Here is a 25,746-nt window from a genome sequence, read left to right as displayed (position 1 = left end):
GACCGTACGCGGCCGGTTGCCGTCCCTCTCAGGAGTAGCCGCGCCATGCCCTCCCCGCACGACAAGAAGTCCGCCCGCCGCCGGATCGCCGCACCCACGCTCGCCATGCTGCCGCGGGTGGGTGATTCCCTCTCATTCCTCTACGCCGATGTCGTGCGCATCGTTCAGGACGACACCGGCGTCTGCGCCGAGACCACCACCGCCGACAACGAGACCACGCGCGTCTACATCCCCACCTCCGCGCTCTCCTGCGTCCTGCTCGGGCCCGGCACCTCCATCACCCAGCCGGCCCTGGCCACGTTCGCCCGCCACGGCACCACCGTCGTGTGCGTCGGGTCCGGTGGCGTGCGCTGCTATTCCTCCACGGTCCCGCCCGCTCTCACCACCCGGTGGCTGGAACAGCAGGTTCAGCACTGGAGTGACCCGGTCCTGCGTCTCGATGTGGCCCGGCGCATGTACACCATGCGCTTCAAGGTCCCGGTCCCCGCGGGCACCACGCTCCAGCAACTCCGCGGACTGGAGGGGCAGCGGATGAAGGCCCTTTACAAACTCCTCGCGCAGCAACATCGCATCGGTCGCTTCCGCCGCAGCTACGACCCGGACTCCTGGGACTCCCAGGACCCCGTGAACCTGGCGCTCTCCTCCGCCAATACCTGTCTCTACGGCATCGTGCACGCCGCCCTCACCGCCCTCGGCTGCTCCCCCGCCCTCGGCTACGTCCACCAAGGAACACAACTCGCCTTCGTCTACGACATCGCCGACCTGTACAAGGCCGAGCTGACCGTCCCTCTCGCCTTCTCCCTGCACGACCGTCACGACCCCGAGGCCGCCGCCCGCCGAAGCTTCCGTGAACAGCTGCGCCTGTACAGACTCCTGCCCCGCATCGTCGCCGACGTCCAGAGCCTCCTCGCTCCGGACGAGGCCGAGCCGCTTCCCGACGGGCACAGCGTCCGCATGGTCAACCTCTGGGACCCACGTGCCGGTTCGGTCGCGGCCGGCGTCAACTACGCGCGCGACGCCGGCGGATCGCCGGCTGAGGACGACAAGCCCCTGCCGGACCTCTCCGACCCGGCGGTCCCTCCCGGTGAACAGGACCCCGATCCGCTCTGACCGGAGTCCTCCCCTCAACGAACCCCGGCTCCGTCCAGTCCACCAGGGAGAGACCTTGCCGATCATGACCGTCCTCGCCACCACCGCCGTTCCTGATCACGTCCGCGGAGCACTCACACGCTGGATGATCGAACCGACTCCCGGCCTCTACGTCGGAACCCTCTCCACCCGTGTTCGCGAGGAACTCTGGTCCGTCGTCACGGCATCCATCGGCACCGGCGCCGCCGTCCTCCTTCACCCTTCGCCGACCGAACAAGGGTTCACTCTTCACACCGCAGGCGAACGCCGCCGGATCCCCCAGGACTTCGACGGCCTCACCCTCGTCGCCTTCCGCCCTGACGATGACGGAGACGAGGCGGTGGCGAACCCCTTCTGAATCCGACGCCGACGGCCGTCCACCGCGTCGAACCGCGCGGGACTCCTGTCGGTGACCGTGGGGTACCGCGCTCTTCCGACCCATTGCAACGACAGGATCGCACCGAACCCATGCCCCTTGCCCTGCCCGCCTCATGCCGCACCACGACACCGAGAACACCCTCGCGATCCGGCGAACCTCCGCCCCTCGCACATCACGAGGCACAATCTCGCCCGGTTCGTGCACCTCACCTCACAACAAGCCCGCCCGGTGGCGCAACGGGATGAACTGTCCGGCACTCAGTCACGCGGTGCGATCGGTCAGCTTGCTCCTGCATTGACGAGGACAAGCTGACCAGCCACTCCTGTCCCCCTGAAAGCTATCGCCGTCTACAGTGCATGCCATGCCTGCCACTCACTTGCCACCGAGCGCCACCCTCGGCAAAGAAGCGGCAAAGCCCTTCTGACACTGCAGGTCAGGAAGGGTGCTCTCCGCGCGAGCGGAGGTGGTCCGTCAGCCACACCGACCGAAGGATCCTCCGATGCGTGCTCTCCGCGCGAGCGGAGGTGGTCCGATCTCCTCGGCCCGGCGGTAGGAGAGCCGGGCGTGCTCTCCGCGCGAGCGGAGGTGGTCCGCATGCGGGTCCAGTCGCCGTCCTCGACGGCGGGTGCTCTCCGCGCGAGCGGAGGTGGTCCCCTGGTCGGGGGTCAGGGTGTGCATGCTCGTCCGTGCTCTCCGCGCGAGCGGAGGTGGTCCGTTTGTCACCCTCGCCAAGGCCGTCGACATGTCGTGCTCTCCGCGCGAGCGGAGGTGGTCCGCCGCGTCGCGGTGGCTGGCGGAGACGGGGTCGGTGCTCTCCGCGCGAGCGGAGGTGGTCCGATCCTCGGGGAGCGCCGACCGACCGGCTGGGTGTGCTCTCCGCGCGAGCGGAGGTGGTCCGGACGTCGAGGGCTGGGACGCCACCCAGAAGCTGTGCTCTCCGCGCGAGCGGAGGTGGTCCGCTCTGACTGAGGTGGTCCCGCCGGACGATGCGGTGCTCTCCGCGCGAGCGGAGGTGGTCCGCATGCGGGTCCAGTCGCCGTCCTCGACGGCGGGTGCTCTCCGCGCGAGCGGAGGTGGTCCCCTGGTCGGGGGTCAGGGTGTGCATGCTCGTCCGTGCTCTCCGCGCGAGCGGAGGTGGTCCGCCGCGTCGCGGTGGCTGGCGGAGACGGGGTCGGTGCTCTCCGCGCGAGCGGAGGTGGTCCGATCCTCGGGGAGCGCCGACCGACCGGCTGGGTGTGCTCTCCGCGCGAGCGGAGGTGGTCCGGACGTCGAGGGCTGGGACGCCACCCAGAAGCTGTGCTCTCCGCGCGAGCGGAGGTGGTCCGCTCTGACTGAGGTGGTCCCGCCGGACGATGCGGTGCTCTCCGCGCGAGCGGAGGTGGTCCTTCCAGGCGTTCGGCGGGGAGGCCCGGGTGTCCGTGCTCTCCGCGCGAGCGGAGGTGGTCCGGCCCTGGCGCGGGACATGCCCAAGGGCACGGAGTGCTCTCCGCGCGAGCGGAGGTGGTCCGGAGCAGCTTGTACGGCTTGGCGGCGACCTGCCGTGCTCTCCGCGCGAGCGGAGGTGGTCCGACGGCGGCGACACCAACCTGCCCGCCCGGTGGGTGCTCTCCGCGCGAGCGGAGGTGGTCCGTCCACGACCGGCTGGTACCACGCCGGGATAGCGTGCTCTCCGCGCGAGCGGAGGTGGTCCGTAATAGGGGGGTCGAGACACCACTAGGCACGGGCCGCCGTGCTCTCCGCGCGAGCGGAGGTGGTCCGTTCGACTTCTCGGACATAAGGGTCATGGAGCCGTGCTCTCCGCGCGAGCGGAGGTGGTCCGCCGGATGGGACGGCACCCCGCCGGACGTGGTCGTGCTCTCCGCGCGAGCGGGGGTGGTCCGGTCGGCGAGATGTGGTTGCGCTCGATGCCGTCCGGCAGAACAACCTCCCCGCCCTTCACACCCTCGCCGCGGGCATCGAGCGCGACCGCGACGCCGTGAACGCCGGCCTCACCCTGCCCTGGAACTCCGGCGTGGTCGAAGGACACGTCAACCGGATCAAGATGCTCAAACGCCAGTGTTCGGCCGCGCGGGCTTCACGCTCCTCCGCAAGCGAGTCCTCCTCGCGTAACAACCTGCCCGAGCATCACGAGCATCCAGATTCTGGTCGTGGGAGTCGCGTGAGTGCCAGGATGCGTGTCGAAGCGCAGACGGATACGGAGGGGAACGTATGCGCCCGACGTTGACAATGCGTGAGTGGAGTACGCGGCGCAAGGTGACTACTGCTGCAGCGCTGCAGATGCTGTGACTGGGTGTGCTGATCACCGTCCTGATCACCTGGGGCCTCTCGCTCTCCGTCCCCGTCGCCATCGCTATATGGGCCGGACCGGCCTTGGGAGGAGTGGTCGGTACCTGGGCCGCCTCGAAGACAGCTCCTAGGTGACGGGCAGTTACCGCTTCACGGAAAGTGAGCCAGAACCCGAGTTGACAGCGCTGGGGTACTTGCCAGGGCAGCATCAGGATGCTCCTGGTGAAAAGTCCTGGTCATGCCGCAGATATCCAAGGTCGAGCTGCACGCGGCGATCCGGCGTGATCACCGTGCTGGCATGAAGATGCGCGAGCTTGAGCGCAAGTACAACGTGTCGTGGCGGACGGTCAAGAAGGCTGTGGTTTCTGTCTGGCCGGAGCCGAGGAAGAAGCTGCCGCCGCGGCCAACTGCACTGGATCCGTACAAGCCGGTGATCGACGAGATGCTGCGGACGGAACTCGACGCGCCGCGCAAGCAGCGGCATACAATCACGCGGATCTTTCACCGGCTCGTCCAGGAGTACGGCGCCGACGTGTTCTATCAGATGGTCCGGTGCTACGTCTCCGGCCGGAAGCCGGAGATCCTCGCGGCTTCGGGTAAGGCCCCGGTGGAGGCGTTCGTGCCGCAGACCCACCTGCCGGGGCACGAGGCGGAGGTCGACTTCGGCGACGTGACCGTGCGCCTGGCCGGCGAGTTGGTGACCTGCTACCTGTTCTCGCTCCGCATGTCCTACTCGGGCAAGGCCGTCCACCGGGTCTTCGCCTCCTGCGGCCAGGAAGCCTTCTTCGAAGGGCACGTGCACGCGCTTCGCACGCTGGGCGGTGTCCCTCGGAGCAAGATCCGCTACGACAACCTGAAGTCGGCCGTCGCTCAGGTGCTGGGGCTGAACCGGGCCCGGGTGGAGACCGACCGGTGGATCGCCTTCCGCTCGCACTTCAGCATCGAGAGCTTCTACTGCCGCCATGGCATCGAAGGAGCTCACGAGAAGGGCGGCGTCGAAGGGATGATCGGCTACCTCCGCCGCAACCACTTCACGCCGGTCCCGGAAGTCGTTTCCCTCGCCGAGCTGAACGAGATGGTCGACCAGTGGGATCTGCACGACGGCATCGCCGGATCGGTTCACGGCCGCGGACCGTGGATGAGTACTTCGCCGTCGAACAGCCGCTGCTGACGCCGCTGCCCCAGGAGCCGTTCGAGACCGGCCGACTGTTCACGCCGCGTGTCGACCGCTACAGCGAGATCGCCGTCCGGACCAACCGCTACTCGGTCCCAACCCGCCTCTCGGCAAGCGGATGCGCGTCGTCCTGCGCGCCTCTCACTTGGTGGTTTACGACAAGAACGTCGAAGTGGCTCGGCACGAGAGGCTGATCGCGAGGGGCAGCTACCGACTGGCCCTGGACCACTACCTCGAAGCCCTCATCCGCGAGCCCGGCGCTTTCCCGGTGCCACGGCCCTGGAACAGGCCCGGCCCTCGGGCAAGTTCACCCCGGTCCAGGCGCCTGGCGGGCCCAGGCCCGCGAAGCCACGGCGAGCGGGACGGCACCCGGGCACTGATCGAGGTCCTGCTGCTGAACCGCCACCTCGCGCACGAGCATGTCGTCGCGGGTCTGGCCACCGCGCTGCGGGCCGGCGCCCTGACCGCCGACGCCGTCGCTCTGGAGGCCCTCAAGGCCGCCCAGACCGAGGACGAGCCGACTGGCGACGCATCCACCCCGGCGGTTTCCGGGCAGACGTCGGCAACCATCACGTCGCTGCACGAGTGGCGGCTCGCGCACCTTCCGCCGGACACCAGGCCGCTGCCGTCGGTGACCCCCTATGACCAACTGCTCCGACGCCGCCGCACCAGCGGCAGCGACCACCGTGGGGGAGATGCACAGTGATCACCCTGCCCCGCCAGCGAGGCTTGACCGAGCAGGCCGCCGATGCCCCGATCGACACCGCCTGCCGCCTCCTGCGGCTGCCGTCGATCCGGTCACGAGTTCAACGACATCGCAGACCGGGCTGTCAAGGACCAGATGCCCTACCGCGGCTTCCTCGCCGAACTGCTGATGGCCGAGTGCGACGACCGGGGCCGCCGCCGTTCGGAACGGCGGATCAAAGCGGCCGGCTTCCCGCGGAAGAAGTCCCTGCGGGCCTTCGATTTCGACGTCAACCCCAACATCGACGCGGCGACCATCCAGACCCTCGCCACTGCAAGTGGATCAAGAAGAGCCAGCCGCTCTGCCTGATCGGCGACTCCGGCACCGGCAAGTCCCACATGCTCACCGCGTTGGGCACACCGAAGCGGCCACGAAGGGCTACCGCGTCCGTTACACGCTCGCACGAAGCTGGTGAACGAGCTGGTCGAGGCGGCCGACGAGAAGCAGCTGAACAAGACCATCGCCCGCTACGGCCGTGTCGATCTTTTGTGCATTGATGAGCTCGGCTACACGGAACTCGACCGCCACGGCGCCGAACTGCTCTTCCAGGTCCTGACCGAACGAGAGGAGAAGAACAGCGTCTCCATCGCTTCGAACGAGTCCTTCGGCGGCTGGACCAAGACATTCACAGACCCCCGCCTTTGCGCAGCCATTGTCGACCGACTCACCTTCAACGGCACCATCATCGAGACCGGCACCGGCTCCTACCGCCTCGCCAGCACCAGGGCCCGAGCCGAAGAACCCATCACGGCCAGCTGACTCCTGCGGATTTCGTCCCGGCGGCTCGCCGTCCTCACGGGTGGCGAGCCGTCCCCCACAGTGCAACCGGGTCGTTCTCGCGGCCTCTTCACATTCTCCAGCCGTGTCAGGCCGGCTGTCGCAGTCACGATTCGAGAGCCGCGTAGAGATCCGCGAGGAGGACATTGCCCGGCTCTCCCCGCTCAAGCACCGCGACCTGAACCTGCTCAGCCGCTACAGCTTCACCGCCAGCGTTCCTGCCGCCCGTGCCCTGCGCCCGCTGCGCGACCCGGACGCGTCCGAGCTGGACGAGGACGACGAAGGCGTGGGCTGAACGTCCCCATGGGGTGACGCAGGCATATCAGGTGGCCGAGGTACTCGGAAATCGCGCGCCGACGCTGGGCACGCACACCCTGCTGGCCTTGCCCGGGGACGCCGGCTCGGGGCCGGACACCGGGTACGACGCCCCGGACGCGTGAGAACCGGGCCGCCCGGTTCCTGGGACTCATGCACTGTTCTGGGCCGCCCGTGGGCCGTCAGGCACGGTGGAGGCCTCTGTCGTGGGCAGCCGTGATGGCCTTGCGCGCGCGTTCCTGGCTGCTCGGTATGAGAGGGGCGCAGACCCGCAACGTCGTGGCGGGGATCGGGCAGCTGTTGACCTCAGCTCTCAGCCATGTGTGAAGTTTTCGTGGCTGATTTGTTTCTTCCCGAGCCAAGTTGGGCGTTTATAAGATCAATGAGCTCACTCTGGGGCAATGGAATTAGTCCGGAAATAGGCACCCCGCTCCGCAACCACGCAGCGCGAGCTCGATCGAGGAGATGGAATTCCTGTGCGCTTCAAAGCTCTGACAGTTGCTGCCGCAGCGGCGGCAGCCCTCGCGTTCGCCGCCTCCCCTGCCAGCGCTGCGGCGAACTGGCAGGAAGTGAACACGAACAGCAACTGGGACTGTCTCCCTTACAAGACACACACCATCTCCGCGAACATCAAGTTCAAGCCGTGTATCGTCACCAACGCCAACAACGACACGCAGGTCGTTCTCGTCGTCCAGCACTCGGGGACTGCCGCTGCTGTCATCGCTGGTGAGGTCGCATCGAGCTTCGGCAGCAACACGCTGTGCAACAGCTCGACCCTCAACCCGGGATTCACCCGCGGCTGCTACGCACCGACGGTCCATGTCCCTTCGTCGGGCAGTGGAACCGTGAACGTGCGGCTGAGTGTCAACGGCACAAGCAACTGGTACGCCTAATTCATCGTCGCGCAGGTTGATTCCCGACATGGCAGCCCGTGCGCTGAAATGTAGAAATCCTCCGCCGAATTCCCTCTCGGCCGGTAGGGAATCAAACATGGGTGCTCGGCCGTGAGAATCCCACGGCCGAGTGCTTCGTTGGCTCCTGCCACAAGAGGTACGCCTGCCACAACAGCGACGGGGTGCCTTGCCCTTGAGTTGCGATGACCGCTGTTTCGCAGACCAGGTGCGTCCTCTCGGTCAACCTGAGGCCGCTGATCTGGTCACCCTCGATATGCCGGGCAAGGTCGCCGACTACCTCCGCACGGTCGACTTGGAGCTTGCCGAGCGCACCGCGCTCGACCAGGGGGTGACCGTACGGCGCGGCCAGGGCTACACCCTGCGCGTCAGCGCCACCGCCGAGGTCCACCGCCAGCTCCTCGCCCGCTGCCAGCCGCTCGACGGCGGCTAGGGCCTCCCCGCGGTCCCGGCCCAGCGCAAGGCCCGCCGTGAGTACGAGAACCGGGTCAGCGCCCTCACGCCAAGACCATGATCAATCTCAGCGCCAACCGCTGTGCCGATGTTCCGACCACCGCCAATTGCATCGGATGCGAACTCGCGACAGTCGGCGAATTTCCCTGGGAGACAAGGGCAACCGCGCTGCGGACCTGCGGACTTGAGAGTGGTCTCTGGGTGGTGACGATACCCGCGTCTCGGACCTCATCGTGGTCCATGCAGGGGGCTGACTTCGGGCTTCTCGGCGACTCGCATAGGATGCGGTTTTCTCGCATCTAATGCGAGTCACGAAGGGTGGTGAATCGGTGGGGTTCAACGGGTCGATACCGGGGGCGGCCGGGCTGCACCTGGTCGACGGGGTCGCGTTGCTGCGGCCGGAAGAGCAGGTTTTCACGGCGATGCTGACCGGGTTCGCCAACCAGCAGCTCGCCCGGAATCTGGCCCGAATGACTGTCGAGGGCCGGGAGAATACGGTCAAGGCGTTCGCGGCCTACGTGAACACCTATCCCTGGCTCTGGACGCCGGCAATGGTCGATGAGTGGCTCGGTGACCTGCGTTCGCTGCGAGATCTGAAGCGCTCCACGATCCGCTCATACTCGGAGGCCGTGCGGGCGTTCTGCCACTTCATCACCGATCCGCTCTATGAGTGGACGGCCACCTGCGAGGAGCGGTTCGGGACCCACCCGGTTCAGGTGGTACATGAGTGGAACACCGCGGTGCACGTCCAGGACAACGAGGCGGACGCGAAGAAGCGCGCGTTCACCAAGGCCGAGCTGCACGCCTTCTTCGCGCACTGCGACGACGAGGTCGCCCGCATCCGGGCCTTCCGCCGCAAGGGCTGGCTGCCGGCTTTCCGCGACGCGACGCTGTTCAAGACCGCCTACGCCTTCGGGACGCGGCGCAACGAGACGCGGATGCTCGACGCGGCCGACTTCGGCCGCAACCCGCACGGCGGCGAGTTCGGCGAGTACGGCCGCTGCCAGGTCCGGTTCGGCAAGGCCAAGAAGGGCTCGCCGCCCAAACGCCGCGGGGTGCTGACCGTCTTCGACTGGACCCCGGACGTCCTGGACGAGTGGTTTACCGAGGTCCGCCCGCTGTTCGGCACCGACAACAACCCGGCTGCCTGGCCCTCCGAGCGGGGGCTGCGGATCGGCTGCCAGCGGCTCAACTCCCGCTTCATTGCCTATCGCAAGGCCCTCGGCCTGGATGACGGGCTCGACTTCCACTCTTTCCGCAGGTCCTACGTCACCCACCTGATCGAGGACGGCTGGGACCCGCGCTTCGTCCAGGAGCAGGTCGGTCACGAGCACGCCAGTACCACCTCGCTCTACACCTGTGTGTCCTCGGACTTCCGCACCCGGACCCTGCGGCGGCATCTGGACTCCACCATTACCGCCGCTCTCCAGACCCAGACCGGGAGGCAAGTATGAAACGGAAGGTCGGATACACCTGGCGGCTGCGCGAGGTGATGGCCCAGCATCAGGTCTTCACGGCCACCGAACTGGTGCCGCTGTTGCGCGAACGCGGCATCGACCTGTCCGCCTCCCAGGTGCACCGCCTGGTCTCCGGCACCCCCGAACGCCTGTCGTTGCAGGTCATGGCGGCGCTCTGCGACATCCTGTCCTGCACCCCGGCCGACCTGGTGGCCACCACCGCCGAGAACGCCGGCGTCCGCAAGACCGCCACCGGCGACCTGCCCACCCCGCCTTCGAACGTCGCGAAGCTCCGCCCCCGCGCGGCCCGCATCCTGCCCGACGCATGACCCGCTCCCACGCCACCGACGAACAGTACGAGCGCTGGTTCATGGCCGTTTGCTGCCGCTGCGGTCTCCGCAGGCACAAGGCCGGCGCCTGGCCGGACGGGTACGTCTGCCGGACCTGTTCGGATCGAGCTGTCAGGACACGGGGCACCTGCCCGGGATGTGGCGAGGACCGGGCCCTTCCTGGGCTCCGTCCAGGTGACGGGGCTGCGACCTGCACCACCTGCGCCGGTTTCTCCCAGACCTTCGACTGCTCACGCTGCGGCTTCGAGGGCAAGCTCCTGGGCGGTCGGCTCTGCGAACGCTGCGCGCTCACCGACCGGCTCACCGCGCTTCTCGACGACGGCACGGGCCGCGTCCGTCCCGCGTTGGTCGCGCTGTTCGATTTGCTGGTGACGATGGACAAATCCGGAAGCGGACTGGCATGGCTGGACATGCGCCGCGGGCAGCTGGGAAACGCCCCGCAGCTGCTTCGCCGACTCGGCCTCGGCGAGATTCCGCTGACCCACGACGCGTTCCACGAACTCCAGCCCTGGCGAGCGGCCTCTCACCTGGAAGAACTCCTCATGGCCTGCGGAGTCCTGCCCGCGGTCGACAAGCACCTCTGTTCCTTTCAGCGCTGGCTTCCCGGCCACCTGGCCGACATCGCCGATCCCGAGCACACCAAGACGATCAGGCTCTTCGCGACCTGGCACGTCCTCCCCGGGCTGCGGGCCCGCGCCGAGCGGAGCCACATCACACCCAGCATCCGACGCTTCGCCAGCGAACAGATCAAGTACGCGACCGCCTTCCTACAATGGCTCGGCGAGCGGAACACCACCCTCGCGTCATGCGGCCAGGTCGACATCGACGCCTGGTTCGCCGAGAACGCCGAGCACGCCCGCACCCGCCTGAGAGGCTTCCTCAACTGGGCCATGCAGGGCCGGTACTCCCGACGTTCCCTGGCCATCCCCGCGATGAAGATCTCCCGTCGGCCCGCACTGAGCGAAGACGAACGCCTCACTGCCCTGGGCAGGCTTCTGACCGATACGGAGATACCGATGCGACTCCGCGTCGCCGGAGTCATCGTTCTTCTCTACGCACAACCGCTGAGCCGCGTCGTCCGGCTCACCATCGACGACGTCATCCGCGACGGCGACGCCGTGCTGCTACGACTCGGCGAGCCGCCCTCACCCGTTCCCGCGCCGGTCGCCGCCCTGCTGCTGGAGCACATCACGAACCGCGGCAACATGAACACTGCCACCAACCCGGCGTCCCGCTGGCTCTTCCCCGGCCGCCGGACCGGCCAGCCGCTCGGCCCCAACCACCTGTCCGCGCTCCTGAACAAGGTCGGAATCCCGATCGCCGCCGCCCGCGGCGCCGCCATCCGGCAGCAACTCCTCGAACTCCCCGCACCCGTCGTCGCGGACGCTCTCGGCTACCACGACAAGACCACCAGCCGCCTCCGTAACGAGACCGGAGGGACCACCTGGAGCCGATACGCTCCAGGAGATCACGCAAGGTCACCAACAGGCTGGGTTCCTCGCGGAACCAGCGAAGTTGGGGGCCCTCCAGTTCCGAGAGCCTGAGCGCGCATGAGTGCTTGCTTCGGGGCCACTGGGACGGCTACCCCTGGCGGAAGAATTCCTGCACGTCGGCAGCGACAGTCGTCAGCTCTTCGCCAGCGTCAATCACGGTCGTCACAGTGCACTCCCAGCCGCTGGAGAAGACGTCGGCTCGCAGGGTCCAGCTCAGATACACGTGACCGCCCGAACCGAACGTTGCTGCCACGACCAGCTCGTTGTTGACCCAAGACCGCTCGCCATCCCAACCGCGGAAGTCGCGCGCAAGACCGTCGAGAAACTCGGTCAGGTATCCCGCACCGTCCCAGGCAGACACGGTCACGGCCCCGATCCGTGCGCGCAGGCCGTCGTCGACAGCCTCCACGGCGAATACGACCTCGAACTCATCTGTCCGCGACCAGTCGAACAACCGGATAGAGGGCGCTTGCGACCCCACCCCCCGAACGACGAGCTCGACCTGCCCAGGAACCACCTCGATCAGACTCACCCACTGAGGATAAGGACGCCGACACGGCCCGGTCATCGCCATTACGACGCGGTACTACGTCCCGTCGACGTTGGGGATTCCACACCCAGATCCCCGCCAGGAGCGTCACGGTCAGTAGTGATTCCGGAGCCAGATTGATCAACTGGCGACAGTTGAATACGCGAGCCCACCAGTACCGAGGCCGGCTCCGGCCAGACCACCACTGCCAGCTGCGGCAGACCGATGGGAGGCGCGATGCACTCATTCGCGTCCGCCAGCCATGTCATCGCCCAGACCACCTCGCACGAGAGGGCCGCCAGCCGGGGTCCATGCTCGGGATTGACCGGGATTGATCCTGGTCAGGAGCGGATTCGCGTCGGCACCGTGCAGTTCAGAACTGTCGCACAGGTCGGTTACAGCTGGGACATCGCGCCGAACGGGATGAGCGGCCCATCGACATCGAGAAACAGCAGCGCGCGCTGCGCGGAACCAGTCACGGAAGCGCGATAGCGCGATCGGTCAGCGTGCTCCTGGGTTGACGAGGACAAGCTGACCAGCCACTCCTGTCCTCTGAAAGTCGGCGCCGACTACAGTGCATGCCATGCCTGCCACTCACTTGCCAGCGAGCACCACCCCCGGCAAAGAAAGAGCAAAGCCCTTCTGATGCTGCAGGTCAGGAAGGGTGCTCTCCGCGCGAGCGGAGGTGGTCCGTCCGTGACCCCGCCGGGTTGGGGCTGGACGGCGTGCTCTCCGCGCGAGCGGAGGTGGTCCGGCCGAGGGGGGCCTTGAGGGTATGGCCTATGAGTGCTCTCCGCGCGAGCGGAGGTGGTCCGGCCCGCCGCTACCCGCTCACCCCGCACCGAGGGTGCTCTCCGCGCGAGCGGAGGTGGTCCGCCGCGCGCCATGAGAGGGGTGACGCTGCGCCCGTGCTCTCCGCGCGAGCGGAGGTGGTCCGCCCGGCCTGCAGGACGTCGTGCTGCCCAACGGGTGCTCTCCGCGCGAGCGGAGGTGGTCCGCCGGTCATCCTCGACGTGCCTCCCGTGGGAACGTGCTCTCCGCGCGAGCGGAGGTGGTCCGACCACCATGACCACCAGCGCCGCCCCCGCGCTGTGCTCTCCGCGCGAGCGGATGTGGTCCGGACCCGGCGACGCTACTGTCCGCCGTTGAGCAGTGCTCTCCGCGCGAGCGGAGGTGGTCCGCGGGCGTCCGTGGTGTCCGCGGTGATGTTGTGGTGCTCTCCGCGCGAGCGGAGGTGGTCCGATCAACCCGGAGACGTTCGGGCCCGCTGAGGAGTGCTCTCCGCGCGAGCGGAGGTGGTCCGTTGGGGTGTTCTGAGGCGGGATCAGCGGCGCTGTGCTCTCCGCGCGAGCGGAGGTGGTCCGTACGTGGCGGTGAGCCTGGAAGACGGGTCCGGGTGCTCTCCGCGCGAGCGGAGGTGGTCCGATCAACGACCACTCGGTTGACGCGTTGCGCTAGTGCTCTCCGCGCGAGCGGAGGTGGTCCGGCATGGTGGGCCGAACACCCGCGGCTGACGCAGTGCTCTCCGCGCGAGCGGAGGTGGTCCGGGGTTCGGGAGCCCGGAGGCCCCGGCCACCTGGTGCTCTCCGCGCGAGCGGAGGTGGTCCGCGCCGAGAGAAGGTCTCCCGCTGGGAGAGCGGGTGCTCTCCGCGCGAGCGGAGGTGGTCCAGGCATGATTAGTGATGTCGGAAGGGGATGGCAGGTGCTCTCCGCGCGAGCGGAGGTGGTCCGCTGAGGCAGCCCGGGGTTTCGTCTTTGCGTCGGTGCTCTCCGCGCGAGCGGAGGTGGTCCGCAGGCCGGGCGAGAGAACCTCGCGACCCGCCGTGCTCTCCGCGCGAGCGGAGGTGGTCCGGCCACGCTTCAGGTGCAGGTGGACGCGCAGTTGTGCTCTCCGCGCGAGCGAAGGTGGTCCGCCCTTGAACTCGCCCAGTTCGGGAACGCCGAAGCTCCAGCTCTTCCGGGCGGGCGTGTGCGCCGGGGCCTCGCTCGCCAGGTGCCGGAGCCCGAAGCCCAGCCTCCCTGGCCCCCCGGCCTCGCCGCTCCCGCCGCCCCGCCATCCGCATCCTCAGCCTCATCCCCAGCGGCAACCGCAACCGCATCCACAGCCACAGCCACGCGACAGCGATCCGCGCACCGGAAGTCACTCTCCGCACCCCCGACTCACCCCTTGGTGCTCGTTGATCGTCACCCCCTCGCGCTCGCGCCCCGCTCGAAGGACACTCGTAGGCAAAGGAGTTGCCGCCGGAGGGGGACGGGACATGCGGGACGCTCATCGGGCGGAGGCCGAACGGCTGCTGGTGCGGGCGGTGGAGGAGGAAGTACGCCGGTCGGGCGGGCGGGTGGACGGTGCCGTGCTGCTGTCGCGGGCGCGGGCCGGGCTCGACGCGCTGGCGCGGCCGGCGCAGGAGGAGTACGAGGCGTACACGCGGGCGCTGGACGAGGCGGCGGCCGGGCAGCTCACCTTCGGGCAGCGCTACGCGCGCGAGGGTGCCGGAACTCCCCTGCTGGTGGCGGCCGTCGCCGCCGTCGCCGCCGCGGTGGCCGACCTGGCGCTGGGCACCGGCACGGGCACCGCGCTGGGCGCGGGCGCCGTCGCGGGGGTGGCCGGGGCCGCCGCCACCGTCGTCAAGGCGGGTGCCGCGCATCTGCCCGCCGCCCACCACCGGGCGGGCGCGGCCGGTCAGCCCGGCGGGTCCGAGCAGTTGCGGCTGCAGTGGCTGACCGCGCTGGAGGTGCGCGGCATCCGGCCCTTCCTGGACCAGCAGCGCGTCCTGACCGCGTCCACCGCGCCGCAGAAGAAGGCCGCGCCCCGGCTGCGCGGCACCGACAAGAGCGCGGCGGCCCGCAGGCGCAGTGTGCTGGAGCAGTCGTTCGGGCAACTGCCCGAGCCGGTCGGTGTGTTCGCCGGGCGCAGGGCGGAGCTGGCCCGGATCAGGCAGTGGGTGCAGGCGGCCCGCGCGCACACCGAGACCCGGCCCACGGTCGTCGTCCTGCACGGCACGCCGGGCTCCGGCCGCTCCACGCTCGCCGTGCGGGCCGCGCACGAACTGCGCGACCAGTTCCGCGGCGCGGTCGTCGTCGACCTGCGCGGCGGCAGCGCGGACGAGCCGCCGCTGCCCACCCGGGACGCGCTGCTGCACCTGCTGAACCGGCTCGGCGCGCCCCGCGAGCAGTTGCTGTTCCGCGACCGGTCCTCGGCCGAGCAGCAGGTCAAGCGGCTGGGCGAGCTGTACGACCAGCATCTGACCGGACTGCCGGTGACGATCGTGCTGGATGACGCCTCGGACGCCGGGCAGGTCCGGGCCCTGGTGCCCGAGCGGTCCGACAGCCTGGTCCTGGTCACCGCCCCCGCCCCGCTGGAGCTGCCCGCCGGCCTGTCGGCCTGGGTGCACCAGCTGCCGGTGGACGCCCTGGACGAGGCGGGTTCCGAGGAGCTGCTGGGCGCCGCGGCGCAGGACGGGTCCGGCCCGTACGACGCGGAGTCCGCCGAGCGGATCCGCGAGCTGTGCGGCGGGCTGCCGCTGGCGCTGCGCGTGGCGGGCTCCTCGCTCGGCCCGCGCTCGCCCCGTCGGCTGGCCGCCGACCTCGGGGCGTACGGCCCGGTGGAACCGGTCGAGCGGGCGCTGTGGCTGCGCTACACCGACCAGTCGGAGGCGGCCCGGCGGCTGCTGCGCCGGCTGGCCCTGGCGGGCCGGGCCTCGCTGGGCGGCGCCGCGGCGGCCGCGCTGCTGGCCACCGACGAGGCGGAGGCGGGCCGGCAGCTTGAGGCCCTGGCCGGCGCCGGTCTCCTCGACCATGTGCGTGGCAGCCGCTATCGGCTGCACGACCTGGTGCGGGCCTTCGCGCACGCCCGGCTGCTGGACGAGGAGGAGCCCGCCGAGCGGACGGCCGCGCAGGAGCGGCTGATCGGGAACTACGCCGAGCTGGCCGACTCGGTGCTGCGCCTGGTCGACGGCAACAACTCGACCCGCTCGGACCGCTTCAGCCCGCACGGCTTCACCTCCCTCGACGAGGCGCTGCGCTGGCTGGACGACGAGTCGAGCTTCATCACGGCGGCCCTGCGGCACGCGGAGGGCGTGAACCAGGCGGCCGTGCTGAATCTGCTGGGCGCGCTGTGCGACTACTGCCTGCTGCGCGGCGACCTGTACAGGCTGGGCGAGATCAGCGAGCTGACGCAGGCCGTCGACCAGGGGCTGCTGGTGCGCTCGGTGCAGTGGCGCACCGGCATCGCCGCCCGGCAGCTGGGCGAGCTGGACAAGGCGCGCACCACGCTGGCCTCGGTGGTCGACCTGTACCGGGAGGCGCACCACGACGCGGGCGCGGCCCGTGCGCTGAACTCGCTCGGCATCACCCTGCACCACCAGGGCAACCTGACCGAGGCGGCGGCCCGGCTGCGCGAGGCCATGGCGCTCCAGGACGTACCGGAGCTGGCCGGTGACCGGGCGTGGACGATGCACGCGCTGGCGGCCGTGGAGCGCGACCGGGGCCGTCTCGCCGAGGCGCTGGACCTGCTGACGCGGTCCCTGGTGCTGCACCGGGAGGGCGGTTCGGTGCACGGCGAGGCGTGGGCGCACTTCCAGCTCGGGCAGCTCGCGCTGCGCCAGGGCGAGGTGGAGCGGGCCGAGGCGGATCTGCGCGAGGCGCTGGAGCGCTACGGCCGCACCCGGGACGCGCGCGGCGAGGCGTGGGCGCTGACCCAGCTGGCGCGGGCCCGGCTGCTGGCCGGGGAGACGGCGGAGGCGGTGGAGGCGCTGCGCGGCGCCGCGGGGCGGCACCGGGACAACGAGGACGCGCGCGGCGAGGCATGGTCGCTGTACTACCTGGGGCAGGCGCTGGAGGAGACCGGCGACCTGGACCGGGCGGTGCGCGAGCTGGAGCGGGCCCGCACGATGTTCTCCCGGATGCGGGACGTCTACGGGCTGGCCTGCGCCCGGCACCACTCGGCGCGGGTGACGCGCGACCAGCGGGCGGCGCAGACCGGTTCGCTGCGCAACTCCGGTTTCGCCCGTCAGCTCCTGGTCGACGCCCGTGCCGACTTCCGGCGCATCGGGGTGGCGCACGGCGAGGCGTGGACGTGCCTGGAGCTGGCCGTGGTGGACGCGGGCAACGCCCGTACGCCGCAGGCGCTGGCCCTGTGCGACGAGGCGCTGGCCCTGTTCACGTCGTACGGGGACCGGCGCGGCGAGGACTGGGCCCGGTTCCTGCGCTGCACGCTGCTGCCGTACGCGGCGCCGGGCGGGGTGGAGGTGGGCACGGCGGTCGCCCAGGAGGACCTGTCCGCGCTGGCCCGCGCCGGGCACCGGCTGCGGGACCGCAAGCTGGAGGGGTACATCGACGCGTATCTGCTGGTGCTGGAGCGCGGGGTGAGCCTGGAGGCGGGCTGGCAGGCGTGGCCCCTGGGGATGGTGCCGGACCGGCACGCCCGCGAGGTGATGGGCGTGGAGGCGGCCCCGGCCGGCGGGTCCGGGCATGCCTGAGGGCGGTTCCGCCCGTCCTGGATCAGCCGGACCGGCGTGACCGGCCGGACCGGCGTGACCGGCCGGACCGGCGTGACCGGCGGGCTGAACCACCCTCAGGGCCGGACGCGCGGCCCGGCCTGTCCCCTCGGCCGGGTCAGCTCTTGGAGGGGTGCGCCCGGCCGGTGCCCGGGGCGCCCGGACCACCGGCGGTGCTCCCGTCCGTCTCCGGGGTCTCCTTGAAGTCGACCTTGCCCATGTGGCGGTTCATGGACTTCATCAGGAACCACACCGCCAGGGCCATCACCGCGAAGACGATGAAACCGAGGACGCCGGGGGTGACCTTGTTCTTGTCGAACTCGGCCAGGGTGACCAGATGCGTCGTTGCCAGGCTCGCGCTTGCGCTCATGTCAGGCATTCTCCCTCAGGGCTACCGGACACCCGCAAAGAGGTCGTCCTCGGGGAGGGAGGTGTCCACGAGCGACTTCGCCAGCTCGTACTCCTCGGTCGGCCAGACCTCCTTCTGGACGTCCATCGGCACCCGGAACCAGCCGCCGTCCGGATCGATCTGCGTGGCGTGCGCGATCAGCGCCTTGTCGCGGATCTCGAAGAAGTCCGCGCAGGGCACGTGCGTGGTCAGGGTGCGGTCCTTGTGGCCGGACTTCTCCCAGCGCTCCAGCCACTCGCCGTAGGGCGACTCCAGGCCCCGGTCGAGCAGCGCCTTGTGCAGGGCCTCGGTGCGGGCGCGGTTGAAGCCCTGGTTGTAGTACAGCTTCACCGGCCGGTACGCCGGGCCGTACTCCTCCTCCGGGTACTTGCCCGTGTCCGCCGCGCCCTCGAACGCCACCATCGTGATCTTGTGGGTCATGATGTGGTCGGGGTGCGGGTAGCCGCCGTTCTCGTCGTAGGTGGTGATCACCTGCGGGCGGAAGGAGCGGATGCGGCGCACCAGCTCACCGGCCGCCCTGTCGACGTCCTCCAGGGCGAAGCAGCCCTCGGGCAGCGGCGGCAGCGGGTCGCCCTCGGGCAGGCCCGAGTCGACGAAGCCGAGCCAGTCCTGCGCGACGCCGAGGATCTCCCGGGCCTCGTCCATCTCCTTCTTGCGCACTTCGTGGATGTTCTCCTCGATGTACGCGTCGCCCTGGAGCTTCGGGTTGAGGATGGAGCCGCGCTCTCCGCCCGTGCAGGTCACCACCAGCACGTCCACCCCCTCGGACACGTACTTCGCCATGGTGGCCGCGCCCTTGCTCGACTCGTCGTCGGGGTGCGCGTGCACGGCCATCAGTCGCAGCTGGTCAGTCAAGGCTCAATCCTCAAGGTCAAGTCGGTGCCCGGTGCACCGGGCGTTCCACAGGTGCCGCCCCGGGTGGGTCGTCGTGCCGGGGTGGCGGGTCGAGCGGCGGGCCGGGGCTTCTATAGTGACCGAATCGGAGGACGAATAATTCCGGGGTGCGGCTCCGGAGTCCCCGCGCGGGACGGCCGTCCCGCCCCTGCCGAGAGGACGATCATGAGTACGGCGAGCACCCGGCTCCCCGAGGGCCGCTACGGCCGCTCCGCGGACGAGCGCGCCGACCACAAGCTCAAGATCGCCGGTGCCGTGCTGGGCGCCCTGCTGCTCGCCCTGGTCGGCTACTTCGCCTACCACTACGTCGGCGAGAACAAGATCAGCGCACAGGTCGTCTCCTTCCAGGCGTCCGACGACGCGGTGCGCATCCATCTGGAGGTCCACAAGGACGCCGGGGCGCGCGGCTACTGCACGCTGCGCTCGCAGGCGGCCGACGGCACCGAGGTGGGCCGGGCCGACTTCCGCTTCGACCAGGACGCCAAGCAGATCGACCAGGTGCTGACGCTGCGTACCACGTCCCGGGGCACGACCGGCGAGCTGCTGGGCTGCCACGCCGGCTGACACCGGGGCGTCATCCGGAATACGTAGGCCCTGACCTGCGTTGACGTGATTTAGATGCCTTATGTCCTCCCCCTTTCGCCGCTGAATTGTTAGGCTCGTGGTTTCGCCCATCCATGAGGGACCATTCTTCTGGGTAGGGCGATGCTTTGTATTCCCAGTACCGACGAGGAGCACCTGTGACCCAGACCAGCGAGAACGTCACCTGGCTGACCCAGGAGGCGTACAACAAGCTCAAGGACGAGCTTGAGTACCTTACTGGTCCTGCGCGCACCGAGATCGCCGCCAAGATCGCGGCCGCGCGCGAGGAGGGGGACCTGCGCGAGAACGGTGGGTACCACGCGGCCAAGGAGGAGCAGGGCAAGCAGGAGCTCCGTGTGCGCCAGCTGACCCAGCTCCTGGAGAACGCCCAGGTCGGCGAGGCTCCGGCCTCCGCTGACGGTGCGGTCGCGCCCGGTATGGTCGTCACGATCGCCTTCGACGGCGACGAGGACGACACGCTCACCTTCCTGCTGGCCTCCCGTGAGTACGCGAGCGCCGACATCGAGACCTACTCCCCCCAGTCCCCGCTGGGCTCCGGAGTGCTCGGCCACAAGGTCGGCGAGGAAGCGGAGTACGAGCTGCCGAACGGCAAGAAGGCCTCGGTGACGATCCTCAAGGCGGAGCCGTACAACGGCTGAGTCCGCGGACCGGCGGGCCGACCCGCCGTACAGACGGCCGGCCGAAGCCCCCGTGCTCCTTCCTGGAGCACGGGGGCTTCGCCGTGGCGCGGCGGGGCGCCGCCTGAGCACCGGCGTGCGCCGGTGCTCGGGCGATGACCGTGTGCCTGCCCGGCGCTCAGATCAGGCGATGACCGTGTGCCCGGCGCTCAGGTCAGGCGATGACCGTGTATCCGGCCTCGCGCAGCGCCTCGCGGACCTCGGCGCAGTGCGCGGGCCCCTTCGTCTCCAGGTGCAGTTCCACCTCGGCCTCCGTGAGCCCCAGCCGCGGATCGGTCCGTACGTGGCTCACGTCGAGGACGTTGGCGTCCGTCGCCGACAGCACGCCCAGCAGGGTGGCCAGCGCCCCCGGCCGGTCCGTCAGCCGCAGCCGTACGGCCAGGTAGCGGCCCTGCGCCGCCATCCCGTGCCGCAGGACCCGCTGGAGCAGCACCGGATCGACGTTCCCTCCGGAGAGCACGGCCACCACCGGGCCCTCCAGGGCCGCCCCGGCACCCCGCTCCCCGCCCAGCAGCGCCGCGACCGGGCTGGCACCGGCCGGTTCCACCACCAGCTTGGCCCGCTCCAGGCAGAGCAGCAGCGCGGCGGACAGCTGGTCCTCGCCGACCGTGCGCACCTCGTCCACCAGTTCGGACACGATCTCGAACGGCACGTCGCCGGGGCGGCCGACCCGGATGCCGTCGGCCATCGTCGTCGGGTTCCCGATCGCCACCGGTCGCCCGGCCGCCAGCGAGGGCGGGTACGCCGCCGAGCCCGCCGCCTGCACCCCGATGATCCGCACCTCGGGGTGGAGCGTCTTGACCGCCACCGCGATCCCGGCCGCCAGCCCGCCGCCGCCGATGCCCACGACGATCGTGCGCACCCGCGGGCACTGCTCCAGGATCTCCAGTCCCACCGTGCCCTGGCCCGCGATCACGTCCGGGTGGTCGAAGGGGTGGATGAAGACCGCGCCGGTCTCGGCGGCGTACTCCTGCGCGGCGGCCAGCGTCTCGTCGACCACCTGGCCGTGCAGCCGCACCTCGGCGCCGTACCCGCGGGTCGCGCTGACCTTCGGCAGCGGGGCCCCGACCGGCATGAACACCGTGGCGTGCACCCCGAGCAGCGCCGACGCCAGCGCGACACCCTGCGCGTGGTTGCCCGCGCTCGCGGCGACCACGCCCGCGGCGCGCTCCTCCGGCAGCAGCCCGGCGATCCGGACGTAGGCGCCGCGCAGCTTGAAGGAGCCCGTGCGCTGGAGGTTCTCGCACTTGAGGAGCACCGGCGCGCCCGCCAGCTCCGACAGGTGCCGGTTGCTCTCCAGGGCGGTCACCCGCGCCACGCCCGAGAGCATCTTCTGCGCGCCCCGCACGTCGTCCAGCGTGACGGACGGGAAGGACGGGAAGGACGCAGCCGTGCCGTAACTCATGTTTCGAGTCTCGCAGCTCACGGTCGCGGCGCGCTGGTGCGACCGAACCGCGAGACCGGTTTGCGCAGCGCCGGTACGGGCCGCCTCCCGGCCGCGTACCCTGTCCCCCAACCCAGCAGCCCGTCAGAAGTGAGCCTCCGGCCATGCCCACTACACCTGAAATGTCGATGGACATGACGACCGTCGGTGACACCGGTCTCCTCGAAACCCTCCAGCACGAGGTCGCGCTGTTCGCCCGCCGCGCGGAACAGACCCGGCTCGGCGGGGTCGGCCAGGTGCGCAACTCCATGGACCGAGCCGCGTACCTGCTGCTCAACCGGCTCGACAAGGAGGGCCCGATGGGTGTCAAGGCGCTCGCCGGGAGCATGGGCATCGACTCCTCCACCGTCACCCGGCAGGTGGCGCCGCTCGTGGACACCGGGCTCGTCAAGCGCACCTCCCACCCCGAGGACGGGCGGGCCGTGGTGCTCCAGCTCTCCCCGCGCGGGCTGGCCCGGCTGGAGGAGGTCCGTACCTCGCGGCGCCGGCTGATGGCCGAGCTGACCGAGGACTGGACCCCGCAGGAGCGGGCCGCCTTCTGCTCGCTGCTGACCCGCTTCAACGGCGCGCTGTCTGCCCGCCAGGCGCCGCAGGGCGGTGCGGCGGGGCGCGAGCCGGGCGCTCCGGTCTCCCCGGACTCCCCGGACTCCCCGGGCTGTCCGGCCTCCTGACCCCCTGGCCCCTGGCCGTTCGCCCGCCTTCCCGGCCGTTCCGCCGCCGCGCCGCCCGGCCGGGGCTGCCTCCCCCTTCTCTCTCCCCCCGGGCCGCCTCCTGCGCGGCTCTTGACCGGCGGCCCGCCGCTGGCCTGGTATGAGACCCGGGGCCCCGGCCGCACCGCTTCTCGTGGCGCGTGCCCGGCCGGATCCCGTCTTCCGGATCGCCTGGCAGGAGGCGTGGTGCGAGAGCGGCAGGTGTCGAACGGCGTACGCCGGGCGCGGGACTTCGAGGCGTTCGTCGCGGGCGCGGCCGGACGGCTGCTGCACACCGCCACCCTGCTCACCGCGGAGGCCCCGGACGACAACCCGCGCGCGCGGCGTCTGCTGACCCTGGCCCTCGCGCACACGTACGCGTGCTGGGACCGGCTGCGCGGCGAGGACCCCTACGAGCGGGCCCGGCAGGCGCTGGCCGCGCGGTTCGCCCGCGAGGCGTGGCACCAGCACGGGGTGCGGGGCCGCGGCCGCCCGGAGCCGCCCGGCACCCTGGCCGTGCTCACCCCGCAGGAGCGTCTGGTCGTCGTCCTCCGGCTGTACGAGGGCGTCGCCGAGGAGCAGGCCGCCGCGCTGCTCGGTCTGCCCTCCGAACGTGTCCGCGTCATCGGCGACCGGGCCATCGCCACCCTCACTCGCGCGCCCGCCCGTCCCGTCCCGGCCGCCAGCGGCCGCAGGGCGGCACCCTCGTAGCCGCGGGGCACGCACGGCCGGACGCGGGGACGGGGAGCGCAGGCGCAGAGGGAACGACGGGGGCGGATGTGAACAGAGCGGAACGTGAGGCGGCCGTACGGCGGCTCCTGGAGCAGACACCGCCGCAGGTGCCCGCCGGGCTGTACGAGGACGCCGTGCGCCGCGGCGGGCGCATGCTGCGCCGCCGGACGGTGGCCCGGCGCGCCCTGTGGCTACTGCTGTGCGCCGCGGTGGTGGCGTTCACCGTGTGGGCGCTGACGGTACGCCCCTGGGCTCAGCCGCCCTCGCAGACGACCCCGCCCGTGACCGGCTGGTGAGGCACCGGGCACCGGCCGGTGGGGGCGCCCCCACCGGCCGGTGGGGGCGCCGAGGGCCCGCCGGTGGGGCACCGGGCGGCGCCCCACCAGCGGCTCGTACCGGCTAGCCGAGGGCCTGCTGGAGGTCTTCCAACAGGTCGTCGACGTTCTCGATGCCCACGGAGAGCCGGACCAGGTCGGCCGGGACCTCCAGGGCGGAGCCCGCCGCGGAGGCGTGGGTCATGCGCCCCGGGTGCTCGATCAGGGACTCGACACCGCCCAGCGACTCGCCGAGCGTGAACACCTTCGCCCGGTCGCAGACCGCCACGGCCGCCTCCTCGCCGCCCTCGACGCGGAAGGAGACCATGCCGCCGAACGCCTTCATCTGCTTGGCGGCGACCTCGTGGCCCGGGTGGTCGGGCAGCCCCGGGTACAGGACCCGTGTCACCCGCGGGTGCCGGGACAGCATGTCGGCGACCTTCCCGGCGTTCTCGCTGTGCCGGTCCATGCGCACCGCGAGCGTCTTGGTGCCGCGCAGCACCAGCCAGGAGTCGAAGGGCCCGGCGACCGCGCCCATGGCGTTCTGGTGGTACGCCAGCTCGTCCCCGAGCGCGGTGTCGCTCACGATCAGCGCGCCGCCGACGACGTCCGAGTGGCCGCCCATGTACTTGGTCAGCGAGTGCACGACCACGTCGGCGCCGAGCGCCAGCGGCTGCTGGAGGTAGGGGGTGGCGAAGGTGTTGTCCACGACCAGCTTCGCTCCGGCGTCCCGGGCGACCTGGGCGACGGCGGCGATGTCGGTGATGCCGAGCAGCGGGTTGGAGGGCGTCTCCACCCACACGGCCTTGGTCCGCGGGGTGAGGGCGGCCCGTACGGCGGCCGGGTCGCTGGTGTCGGCGACCGACCACTCCACGCCCCAGCGGGAGACGACCTTGGCGAACAGGCGGAACGTGCCGCCGTAGGCGTCGTTCGGGATCACGACGTGATCGCCCGGGGCGAGCAGCGTGCGCAGCAGGCAGTCCTCGGCCGCCAGCCCGGACGCGAACGCGAGGCCCCGGCGGCCGCCCTCCAGGGCGGCGAGGTTCTCCTCCAGGGCGGTCCTGGTGGGGTTGGCGCTGCGGCTGTACTCGTAGCCGCCGCGCAGACCGCCCACGCCGTCCTGCTTGTAGGTCGAGACCTGGTAGATCGGCGGGACGACCGCGCCGGTGAGGGGATCGGCGGTGTTGCCCGCGTGGATCGCGAGGGTCTCGAAGTGCTGACTGATGTGCTCGTCGCTCATGGGCCCGAGCGTAGTGCTCCCGGGGCACCGGCGCGGGACACCGGGCGCGGCGGCGGTGCGGCCGGGGTTTTCCACAGGCCGGGGCGCAGGTTGGCCAATTGTCGGCGCGGTCTGGTTCGCTTGAGGCATGGAGATTCTCTGGGTCCTGACAGCAGTGGTCCTGCTGAGCTTCGTGCTGCTCCCCTTCCTCAGGCGCAGGCGCGGCGGCATCGAGCAGGTCCCGCCGGGACACCCGGACGCCGCGGACCCGGCGGACTACGGGTTCGTGCGCCAGGAGGAGCTGGACGTCCGCATGCCCGGCCCCGACCAGGACCTGCTGGACGTGCTGGACCTGGTGCAGCGCACCCAGGACTACCGCGCCGCGGCCCAGCTGCTGGCGGGCACCGAGGCGGCGGGCGAGCTGCGCTGGCAGCGTGTGCAGGCGTTCGCCGGTGCCGCCTCGCTGGAGCTGCAGCAGCGTCCGGGCGGGGTCAGCGAGACGCCCGGCGGCCAGTGGCTGCGGGTGTGGCGGGCCGAGGCGCCCAAGGACGCGGGCGGCGCCGCGGTGCACGCCGAGTTCCTGGTGCAGCAGGCGTGGCGGACGTCGACGCCGGGGACGGACGAGTTCCGGATCATCATGGAGGAGGCCAGGGAGTCCTGCGGCCGGGCCGCGCTGCTGGCCCCCGGCGACCCCGTGCCGTACATCACCGAGCTGTCGGTGGCGCGCGGCCTGGCCTACTCCCGGTCGGAGTTCGAGCAGCTCTGGCTGAAGATCCTGGACCGCGCCCCCACCCACATGGGCGCCCATCTGGCGGCGCTGCACTACTGGTGCGAGAAGTGGCAGGGCTCGCGGGAGCTGGCCATGGAGTTCGCCGAGGCCGCCGCGGCGCGCGCCCCGCGGGGCTCGCTGCTGGCCGCCATGCCGCTCTTCGCGGTCTTCGAGCACCTGCCGGAGGTGAACCTGGTCCGCGGGTTCTACCAGAGCGAAGTCGTCACCAAGGCGGTCCACGGCGCCCTGCACGCCCTCCACTCCGCCCGCCCCGGCGACCCGATGGCCGCGCACGTGCGCCATCTGCTCGTCTTCTTCCTGGTCCGCTCCGAGCGCTGGGCCGAGGCCATGAACCAGCTCATACACATCGACGGCCATGTCGGCGCCCTCCCCTGGATCCTCTCCGAGGACCCCGCCGCCGAGTTCGCCGTCTACCGCGCGCTCGCGGTGGCCGGCTACGAGGCGAACGGCGGAAGCCCGGCGACCCTGCCCCAGTGACCGGGC

Annotated in this window: 22 protein-coding genes, 4 pseudogenes and 2 CRISPR repeat arrays; of the genes and pseudogenes, 20 read left to right on the top strand and 6 right to left on the bottom strand. The window is 70.7% G+C overall.

Annotated features, from left to right (window positions below; translation table 11 throughout):
• Positions 1-45 precede the first annotated feature (45 nt).
• From cas1e to A8713_RS19905, 13 genes and pseudogenes are all read left to right on the top strand, one after another.
• The gene (gene cas1e, locus A8713_RS19950) at positions 46-1,110 is read left to right on the top strand and encodes a type I-E CRISPR-associated endonuclease Cas1e (RefSeq protein ID WP_064534939.1); all 1,065 of its coding nucleotides are present in this window, start codon (positions 46-48) and stop codon (positions 1,108-1,110) included.
• Between the two features lie 55 nt (positions 1,111-1,165).
• Positions 1,166-1,486, top strand: coding sequence for a type I-E CRISPR-associated endoribonuclease Cas2e (cas2e, locus tag A8713_RS19945; RefSeq protein WP_107440673.1), 321 nt, complete (start codon positions 1,166-1,168; stop codon positions 1,484-1,486).
• Positions 1,487-1,949: 463 nt separating this feature from the next.
• A CRISPR array of direct repeats spans positions 1,950-3,387; the repeat unit is 29 nt; unit sequence GTGCTCTCCGCGCGAGCGGAGGTGGTCCG.
• A gap of 23 nt (positions 3,388-3,410) precedes the next feature.
• Positions 3,411-3,616: pseudogene (locus tag A8713_RS32465) on the top strand (transposase); the annotation flags it as partial.
• A gap of 415 nt (positions 3,617-4,031) precedes the next feature.
• Complete coding sequence (gene istA / locus A8713_RS34320; RefSeq protein WP_237305422.1) at positions 4,032-4,964, top strand: IS21 family transposase; 933 nt, start codon at positions 4,032-4,034, stop codon at positions 4,962-4,964.
• Positions 4,880-5,161, top strand: a complete 282-nt coding sequence (locus tag A8713_RS34965) for a Mu transposase domain-containing protein (RefSeq protein ID WP_443069734.1) — start codon at positions 4,880-4,882, stop codon at positions 5,159-5,161. The genes istA and A8713_RS34965 overlap by 85 nt, the downstream gene beginning before the upstream one ends.
• Positions 5,116-5,673, top strand: a complete 558-nt coding sequence (locus A8713_RS34315) for a hypothetical protein (RefSeq protein WP_237305421.1) — start codon at positions 5,116-5,118, stop codon at positions 5,671-5,673. The genes A8713_RS34965 and A8713_RS34315 overlap by 46 nt, the downstream gene beginning before the upstream one ends.
• 42 nt (positions 5,674-5,715) lie before the next feature.
• Positions 5,716-6,471 (top strand): annotated as a pseudogene (locus tag A8713_RS19935) (ATP-binding protein).
• Between the two features lie 133 nt (positions 6,472-6,604).
• Positions 6,605-6,784, top strand: a pseudogene (locus tag A8713_RS19930) (hypothetical protein); the annotation flags it as partial.
• 496 nt (positions 6,785-7,280) lie between these two features.
• The gene (locus A8713_RS32455) at positions 7,281-7,697 is read left to right on the top strand and encodes a hypothetical protein (protein WP_079159051.1); all 417 of its coding nucleotides are present in this window, start codon (positions 7,281-7,283) and stop codon (positions 7,695-7,697) included.
• A 226-nt stretch (positions 7,698-7,923) separates the two neighbouring features.
• The gene (locus A8713_RS19920; RefSeq protein ID WP_237305420.1) at positions 7,924-8,148 is read left to right on the top strand and encodes a hypothetical protein; all 225 of its coding nucleotides are present in this window, start codon (positions 7,924-7,926) and stop codon (positions 8,146-8,148) included.
• Positions 8,149-8,497: 349 nt separating this feature from the next.
• The gene (locus A8713_RS19915; RefSeq protein WP_216826776.1) at positions 8,498-9,622 is read left to right on the top strand and encodes a tyrosine-type recombinase/integrase; all 1,125 of its coding nucleotides are present in this window, start codon (positions 8,498-8,500) and stop codon (positions 9,620-9,622) included.
• Complete coding sequence (locus A8713_RS19910; protein ID WP_064534934.1) at positions 9,619-9,954, top strand: helix-turn-helix domain-containing protein; 336 nt, start codon at positions 9,619-9,621, stop codon at positions 9,952-9,954. Before A8713_RS19915 ends, A8713_RS19910 begins: the two co-directional genes overlap by 4 nt.
• Positions 9,951-11,519 carry a hypothetical protein gene (locus A8713_RS19905; RefSeq protein ID WP_064534933.1) on the top strand — a complete coding sequence of 523 codons (1,569 nt, stop codon included), beginning with the start codon at positions 9,951-9,953 and terminating at the stop codon, positions 11,517-11,519. Before A8713_RS19910 ends, A8713_RS19905 begins: the two co-directional genes overlap by 4 nt.
• 37 nt (positions 11,520-11,556) lie before the next feature.
• Here the strand turns inward: A8713_RS19905 and A8713_RS19900 are convergent, their stop codons facing one another.
• Positions 11,557-12,000 (bottom strand): DUF6228 family protein, encoded by a 444-nt coding sequence (locus A8713_RS19900; RefSeq protein WP_064534932.1) that lies wholly within the window; start codon positions 11,998-12,000, stop codon positions 11,557-11,559.
• Between the two features lie 182 nt (positions 12,001-12,182).
• Positions 12,183-12,476 (bottom strand): annotated as a pseudogene (locus A8713_RS34960) (HAD domain-containing protein); the annotation flags it as partial.
• A gap of 185 nt (positions 12,477-12,661) precedes the next feature.
• Positions 12,662-13,910: a CRISPR direct-repeat array (repeat unit 29 nt; unit sequence GTGCTCTCCGCGCGAGCGGAGGTGGTCCG).
• A gap of 345 nt (positions 13,911-14,255) precedes the next feature.
• Between A8713_RS34960 and A8713_RS19895 the strand changes: the two are divergent.
• Entirely contained in the window at positions 14,256-17,474 is a 3,219-nt protein-coding gene (locus A8713_RS19895; RefSeq protein WP_064534931.1) for a tetratricopeptide repeat protein, read from the top strand.
• A gap of 136 nt (positions 17,475-17,610) precedes the next feature.
• On the opposite strand, the gene A8713_RS19890 is transcribed toward A8713_RS19895, so the two are convergent.
• Together A8713_RS19890 and mca are read right to left on the bottom strand one after the other, a co-directional pair.
• On the bottom strand, positions 17,611-17,871 hold the full coding sequence (locus A8713_RS19890) for a hypothetical protein (protein ID WP_079159050.1): 261 nt from the start codon (positions 17,869-17,871) through the stop codon (positions 17,611-17,613).
• Positions 17,872-17,883: 12 nt separating this feature from the next.
• A complete protein-coding gene (gene mca, locus A8713_RS19885) occupies positions 17,884-18,756 on the bottom strand; it encodes a mycothiol conjugate amidase Mca (RefSeq protein ID WP_079159049.1) in 873 nt (290 codons plus the stop codon).
• 204 nt (positions 18,757-18,960) lie between these two features.
• Between mca and A8713_RS19880 the strand changes: the two genes are divergently transcribed.
• On the top strand, positions 18,961-19,359 hold the full coding sequence (locus A8713_RS19880) for a DUF4307 domain-containing protein (protein ID WP_018565090.1): 399 nt from the start codon (positions 18,961-18,963) through the stop codon (positions 19,357-19,359).
• A gap of 176 nt (positions 19,360-19,535) precedes the next feature.
• On the top strand, positions 19,536-20,036 hold the full coding sequence (gene greA / locus A8713_RS19875; RefSeq protein ID WP_018565089.1) for a transcription elongation factor GreA: 501 nt from the start codon (positions 19,536-19,538) through the stop codon (positions 20,034-20,036).
• A gap of 193 nt (positions 20,037-20,229) precedes the next feature.
• Here greA and ilvA read toward each other — a convergent pair whose 3' ends face one another.
• Entirely contained in the window at positions 20,230-21,480 is a 1,251-nt protein-coding gene (ilvA, locus tag A8713_RS19870; protein WP_064534928.1) for a threonine ammonia-lyase, read from the bottom strand.
• A 167-nt stretch (positions 21,481-21,647) separates the two neighbouring features.
• Here ilvA and A8713_RS19865 point away from each other — a divergent pair, with 167 nt between their 5' ends.
• The 3 genes from A8713_RS19865 (at position 21,648) to A8713_RS19855 (ending at position 23,236) form a co-directional block, all read left to right on the top strand.
• Positions 21,648-22,190 carry a MarR family winged helix-turn-helix transcriptional regulator gene (locus A8713_RS19865; RefSeq protein WP_064534927.1) on the top strand — a complete coding sequence of 181 codons (543 nt, stop codon included), beginning with the start codon at positions 21,648-21,650 and terminating at the stop codon, positions 22,188-22,190.
• A gap of 225 nt (positions 22,191-22,415) precedes the next feature.
• Positions 22,416-22,919 (top strand): sigma factor-like helix-turn-helix DNA-binding protein, encoded by a 504-nt coding sequence (locus A8713_RS19860; protein ID WP_064537601.1) that lies wholly within the window; start codon positions 22,416-22,418, stop codon positions 22,917-22,919.
• Positions 22,920-22,987: 68 nt separating this feature from the next.
• Positions 22,988-23,236: a hypothetical protein gene (locus A8713_RS19855; protein ID WP_064534926.1), complete on the top strand. Its 249-nt coding sequence runs from the start codon at positions 22,988-22,990 to the stop codon at positions 23,234-23,236.
• A 103-nt stretch (positions 23,237-23,339) separates the two neighbouring features.
• Here A8713_RS19855 and A8713_RS19850 read toward each other — a convergent pair whose 3' ends face one another.
• Positions 23,340-24,494 (bottom strand): cystathionine gamma-synthase, encoded by a 1,155-nt coding sequence (locus A8713_RS19850; RefSeq protein WP_064534925.1) that lies wholly within the window; start codon positions 24,492-24,494, stop codon positions 23,340-23,342.
• Positions 24,495-24,621: 127 nt separating this feature from the next.
• Here A8713_RS19850 and A8713_RS19845 point away from each other — a divergent pair, with 127 nt between their 5' ends.
• Positions 24,622-25,740 carry a hypothetical protein gene (locus A8713_RS19845; protein WP_064534924.1) on the top strand — a complete coding sequence of 373 codons (1,119 nt, stop codon included), beginning with the start codon at positions 24,622-24,624 and terminating at the stop codon, positions 25,738-25,740.
• The last annotated feature ends 6 nt before the right edge of the window (positions 25,741-25,746 follow it).

Source organism: Streptomyces sp. SAT1 (assembly GCF_001654495.1).
GTDB lineage: Bacteria > Actinomycetota > Actinomycetes > Streptomycetales > Streptomycetaceae > Streptomyces > Streptomyces andamanensis.
The sequence above is the reverse complement of the archived record's forward strand: the minus strand, read 5'-3'. Positions and strand labels throughout refer to the sequence as shown.